Below are 5,862 nucleotides of genomic sequence, written 5' to 3'. Positions count from 1 at the left end.
CGCCAGCCTAAATACCACTGTCGCGGATAGAGGATCAGTCCTTTGTCAAATTCTAATTTTGTCGCGGCTTCTGCACTAATATGTTGATGATTGGAACTAGAAAAAATTCCCCCACTCCCTACTCCCCACTCCCTACTCCCTTCCCCAATGATGGCTTTATCAACATCAAAGTTTTTTTCTGGAGAGTCAAAGCGGATAATAGTATTGGGTGTATTGAATTGTTCGAGAGTTTGTTTTCCTGCTATTAAGTCGGCGTAATCTACTACGGTAGCTGGTGGTAAGTTGAAATGGGCGATAGCTTGTTGGAAGAAACCGACACGGCGGTTTTCGGGGTTGGCGATGAGGATGAAGTTTAGCATTATCTAATGTATTATTTATTCGTGGAGGGCAGAATAGCGGGAAGCTACTTCTCAGAGACGAGAGTTTTCTTCCTGCGAATCTGCAATTAATCGACAATTAAGTTGAGATAATTGTTGAACCATTTGTGGAGATATGCAGTTTTTAGAAATATTGAGTGTATAAAGCCGATTTACACTTGGACAATTCAGCAAATTCTCTGCACCTTTATCTGTTAAAGTTCCCATCGATATATCAAGCACTGCTAGACGTTCAATAATTGGAGATTGAACTAAAGCTTCTACAATTACGTCAGTATTTTTAAAGCTTGGTAAACTAAGATAAGATAAATTAGGAAGTAATTCACCTGAAAATAGTGACTCGAAAAAATCAAATTCTATTGCTGAATATCCAGAAGTACCTCCTGATAATTTTAGATATTCAAGTGATGGCAATTCAAGGTTGCAGATTTGTGATATTGCGCGAGCATTGTCATTAGCTGTTTCTAATATTAGAGTTTTTAAATATTGATGATATATTTTTTTTGCAAAGAGCTTATTATAAGCATCTCCATGTAATTTTAATACCTCTAAATTCGGAAAAGTCTCTAAAATAGAAATCAGATCACTTCGATACAAACGTGATTTTTGATACTCGTGTGGGCGGCAATCGCCAATAAATAAAGCCTTTAAATTTCTTAATTTTTGACTAGCTTCACAAAGCATATTTATGAGTGTTCCAGACTGTCGCTCATATATTTCTGTGTAACGATCATAAGGCATCCAACAAGCTAAAGCTTTAACTTCACTAACTTGGTTATCATTGATAAATGCTTTAAGAGCATCTAGATTAAAATATTCAATTACACCCAATCTTCCACCAGTATTGGGTTTTTCACGATAGAGTTTAACATCGTAAGCTGTACTAATTGCAGAAGTGATTCCAATATTTGGATAAAAAGTTTCAAATTGCCAATCTTCTAGCATAGTAAAACATTGCTGAGGATTATGTCTCAATAAAGCCTGTTTACCCTTTTCTCCAGCTTTATCTCGCAGAAGACGATCAGCAAAAATCTGCACTTTATCTGAAGAGTCTTTCAAGGCTTCAATTACTAATTGAAAACCTTCTTCTTTATATCGTAAAGCATCAATCAATGCAGATGCTCTTTCTCTAGCTTCAGGGCTTTTCAACCGATTTTTTACGCCTTCAATTCCTCCTAATACTACACCGTTAACTGGTGGTGGTACTTCTCCACCAAGCACTGCATCATATTCTCTTGGTTTATTTGGATTGTTGTTCATTTTGGATAATATTTTATTATTTTATTCCCAGACTGAGTAATAGCGATCGCTAAACTGAGAATCTGCAATTACTCGACATTTCAACTCAGAAAGTTGCTCAATTATATTTGGATGTAAACGATTTCCAGAAACATCGAGAGTGTGCAAGCGATTAATCGCTGGAGAGTTTAATAAAACACCTCCATTACTTATATTTCCATCTGTTAACTCAAGTACTTTCAGATGTTGCATAATTGGGGAATTCACAATAGCCTGAGCAACTTCACTCATGTTTCCACATTGTCTCACTGCTAGGTATGCCAAGCTAGGGAATGATTCACCCGAAAGCACTGGTGCTAAACTATCAATATTGATGTTGCTTAAATCGCTTCTATTTAGCCATAGTTCAAAGTATTCTAGAGATGGTAAATTTAAATTACAAACTTTTGCAAGATTGCTATCAGATATACCATCAGCATCAACAATCAGAGTTTTTAAACTCTCATGTTTTAATGGCTTAATGGGAATAATAGAATTATTTTCATTATTCCGAACTTGTACTATCTTTAATTCAGGCTTGAGAATATCTTCCTCAAGCATTCTACCCCGAATATGAAGTAATTCTAAATTAGGATAAGCTTTGAGTAGAGGATGAATATTAGATACATTAACTCTTGATATCTTATATTTTTTATTATAAATTCGGTATTCATCTCCAATCAATAATGCTTGTAAATTTGTAAGTAATTCACAAGCATGAATAATTATGTTACAAAAATCTTTAAAACCAGTTGTAATGTTTATATCATCGTCATATATTCTGCATTTTATTGCTTCTAATAATTTAGCTTTAGGGTCTTTAAGTAAATCTAATAATGGATTTTCAATATCGACGCAGTATGCTATACCTCTTGGATCATCAATTTTATCAAAATAAAGGTTTCTCCAATTTTTAAATGTAGTAAAAAATAACCAAGGATCATAATCAAGTAATGCCTGTTTACCTTTAATACCCATTTTTCGTAGTAAATCAATAGCGCAATCATGTGTTTCGTTTGTAGAGTTATATAACTCCTCAGTAATTAAATCTACTCCTGCGTCACCATATTTTAGTGCATCTTCAAGCGCCGCAATTCTGACTTCATAATCTTCGCTATTCAGACGACTTTTAACTCCCTCAATTCCTCCCAAAACTACACCGTAGTTTTGATTTTGCTGTTCTCCACCAAGTACTGCGTCAAATTCTCCGGGTTGATTAGAATTATTATTCATAGTTAAAACTGAACTAATTAAGAGAAAGTTTTTTAACCCGCGCAGGCGGGTTTTGTCTGTGTAGCCGCGACTAGAAGTCGCCCATTACTGTAAATTTCACTCAGAAACAGAACAATAGCGACCATCGATGTAACTATCTTCATCTTCTTCTTTCTGATTATTTGCCAAAATACGCACATCCAAACCAGAGAATTTTTCAATCATTTCCTGAGATAAGAAGTTTTCTGAAATATTGAGAATGTCAAGATTATTTATAGCTTGACTATTCAGCAATTCTTCCGCACCAGCATCAGTCAGCGTTCCCATTGAAAGGTCAAGTACGCTGATATAATCAAGAATTGGAGAACCTATAATAACACTGACTATTTCATCGGTAAATTGACTATTGCGTAATCCTAAATAAACCAAATTGGGAAACTTTTCTGCAAAAATAATTGGATTTAAATCTTCAACCCAACAATCTCCGCCGTAATCTTCACTACCAAACCATAATTCTAAATGTTCCAAGGCTGGTAGATTCATATTACAAATTTGTGCAACAGTATCCCGACTTAAACCCCCAGTTTCAACAATCAACGCTTTGAGGTGATTGTGTCGTATCGGCGGACTAAATTGTAAACGATCGCCACCACGAATTTGCAAAATTTCGAGTTTTGGATAAGCTTGTAAAATGGGACTTACATCACTTTGTTGAATCCAAGATATTTCCGAATCCTCAGAAGTAAGATCGCCAATAAAAACAGCTTTGAGATTAGTTAAACGTTGTTTAGCATCAACTAAAGCTTGAACAATACTACTTGAATCGGTTTGGCTTCCTTCGCTCCATAAACCAAACACTAAAGCTTCTAATTTGTCGGCGTTGGGTTCTTGCAGAAGTCTACTAAGTTTACTGGGTAAATTCTCATGATTTTCATACTCAAACCTGAGAGCATAAGCATTGTTAACAGGTTCAACAATACCTACATTTGCATCGAACTCTAGAACTTGGCGATTAGCAAATTGAGTAACGTTATTTCCTTTATACCCTTGATAGTCGTTAAATCTCTCTTCCAAGTTCCAAGGTTTATATGTTTGCAAAGCTTGTTTGACTTGCGGTTCTGTTTTTTGCTTCAATAGTTGATAAGCAAAACGCTGTACCAATCTCGATTTATCTTGCAATGCTTGAATTAATACATCCAACCCTGCATCACCATATTTCAAGGCTTCGCTAAGTGCAGCAATTCGGACTGTAATTACAGGATTTGATAAACAACGTTTAACCCCCTCAATTCCTCCTAAAACAACTCCATCCACAGGAGGCGGAGATTGTCCTCCCAACACTGCATCATAATCTCTGGGTTGATTTTGGTTGTCTGTCATGGTGCTTTACCTTTTGATTCCTTATTAGAATTCCCAAAAATGCTACGCATACATCAACCTCTCAAGCAAAAATACGAGCGATGTAGACGATCAAAGAATGGGAATGTTTTCTATGAAAAGCTTTTTGGGATTTTTGGCGTTACTTTTGATTGTTCCAGGAATTAGCGCTGCGATCGCAACCACTGCCAATATGACCAAATTCAGGTGGACGAGAGATTTAATATGTAGAAGTGTAACCTGTCCATCCCTGCTTCAGAAAAGGTTTAGCAGAATTATTTGCTATACCTGCTATAGTTATGTTGTCTTTAAGCAAGTCCCCACACTTTAATAGTTTTTTCCCAACTGCAACTACTAACCAGATTCTGCCCATCTGGGCTAATTGCAAGACTCCTAATAAGAAGAGATTGGTGCCCTCTTAGCGCGTTCATCTGCTGTCCGGTTTGCAAATCCCATACTTTGATTGTATTTTCTTCACCGCCGCTAAAGAAGGTTTGTCCATCTGGGCTAATGGCTACACAATTAACCTGGGTTTGATCTGCAATAAGAGTGTAAATTTCTTTTCCCGTTTCTAAATCCCACACTTTAATAGAAGCGTCCCAACTACCGCTGACAAGAGTTTTTTTATCGCCAGTGATGGCAACGGAGGTAACTGCTTTTGAATGTCCCTTCAAAATATGGATTTGCTTTGCTGTTGCTAAATCCCATACGGTGATGCTGTTGTCCTGACTGTTACATACTAAGATTTGTCCGTCTAAGCTGATTGCAAGACAACAAATCTCACTCTGATGAGAATACAAGTTGTAAAGTTCTTTTGCCATCTGCCAATCCCAGGCTTTGAGTGAATAGTCGCTGCTAAAAAGAATTTGCCCATCTGGACTAACAGCTAGAGCGTAAATCCACGTAAACCTTGCTTGTAACCTAGTACGCAAAGTGCTAATTTTCTTTCCAGTTTGCCAATCCAAAACCTTGATAAAATTCTTTTCCTGTCCGACGAAAAGAGTTTGACCATCAGGGCTAATGGCTAGGGAACTAACATAATATCCACCTCCGTCCAGCGTGCGAATTAAACGTCCTGTTGCAAACTCCCATACTTTGATTGTTGTGTCCCAACTGCCACTGAAAAGAGTTTGTCCATCAGGGCTGAAGACAACACAGCTAATAAACCTTGAATGCCCTTCCAAAGTACGCAGACATGTAAGCTTTTGCCAAGGGTTATACTCGCGTAACGCCTGTTTTATCCGAGGTTCTTTTCTTTGCCTTAACAGCGAATAAGCAGCCCACCTAACTTGTGTGACTTCATTTTGCAAAGCTTGGATAACTAAATCTAAGCCTGCATCCCCGTGCTGGAGGGCTTCTTTTAACGCTGCAATCCGATTTTGTGGGGTAGTACTGGCTAACCGTTGTTTGACTCCTGGCAGTCCTCCTAAAACTGCTGCATCGTTTGGGATAGGTGTTTGGCTACCTAAAACAACATCAAAAGGTCTTGGCTGGTTGGGATTCTGTGACATGATGGTTTAAGCTTGCACTACTGGCTATCATTCCCCTAGATTGATAAAATGCGATCGCTGTCCGCTTAATTACCGCTAGCTAATATTTTGCCATCAGAACTGAGAGC

The 5,862-nt window shown here is 37.5% G+C and carries 4 protein-coding genes and 1 pseudogene; all 5 read right to left on the bottom strand.

All coding sequences use genetic code 11. The annotated features are described in order from the left end of the window. A pseudogene (locus CDG77_RS32890) lies at positions 1-359 on the bottom strand (STM4014 family protein); the annotation flags it as partial. Between the two features lie 51 nt (positions 360-410). Further along, complete coding sequence (locus CDG77_RS32885) at positions 411-1,637, bottom strand: hypothetical protein (protein ID WP_094333384.1); 1,227 nt, start codon at positions 1,635-1,637, stop codon at positions 411-413. Positions 1,638-1,658: 21 nt separating this feature from the next. Next, complete coding sequence (locus tag CDG77_RS32880; RefSeq protein WP_094333383.1) at positions 1,659-2,888, bottom strand: hypothetical protein; 1,230 nt, start codon at positions 2,886-2,888, stop codon at positions 1,659-1,661. 96 nt (positions 2,889-2,984) lie between these two features. Next, entirely contained in the window at positions 2,985-4,247 is a 1,263-nt protein-coding gene (locus tag CDG77_RS32875; RefSeq protein WP_094333382.1) for an STM4015 family protein, read from the bottom strand. A gap of 305 nt (positions 4,248-4,552) precedes the next feature. Further along, positions 4,553-5,755 (bottom strand): eIF2A-related protein, encoded by a 1,203-nt coding sequence (locus tag CDG77_RS32870; protein ID WP_094333381.1) that lies wholly within the window; start codon positions 5,753-5,755, stop codon positions 4,553-4,555. Between the last annotated feature and the right edge of the window lie 107 nt (positions 5,756-5,862).

Origin of the sequence: Nostoc sp. 'Peltigera membranacea cyanobiont' 213 (genome assembly GCF_002245975.1) — a bacterium.
Lineage (GTDB): Bacteria > Cyanobacteriota > Cyanobacteriia > Cyanobacteriales > Nostocaceae > Nostoc.
This window is presented reverse-complemented; position numbering and strand designations above follow the sequence as displayed.

What these genes read in the sequence shown, in the direction of transcription:
- CDG77_RS32885 (WP_094333384.1), bottom strand. Translation starts at nt 1,637, where the DNA reads ATGAACAACAATCCAAATAAACCAAGAGAATATGATGCAGTGCTTGGT.
- CDG77_RS32880 (WP_094333383.1), bottom strand. Translation starts at nt 2,888, where the DNA reads ATGAATAATAATTCTAATCAACCCGGAGAATTTGACGCAGTACTTGGT.
- CDG77_RS32875 (WP_094333382.1), bottom strand. Translation starts at nt 4,247, where the DNA reads ATGACAGACAACCAAAATCAACCCAGAGATTATGATGCAGTGTTGGGA.
- CDG77_RS32870 (WP_094333381.1), bottom strand. Translation starts at nt 5,755, where the DNA reads ATGTCACAGAATCCCAACCAGCCAAGACCTTTTGATGTTGTTTTAGGT.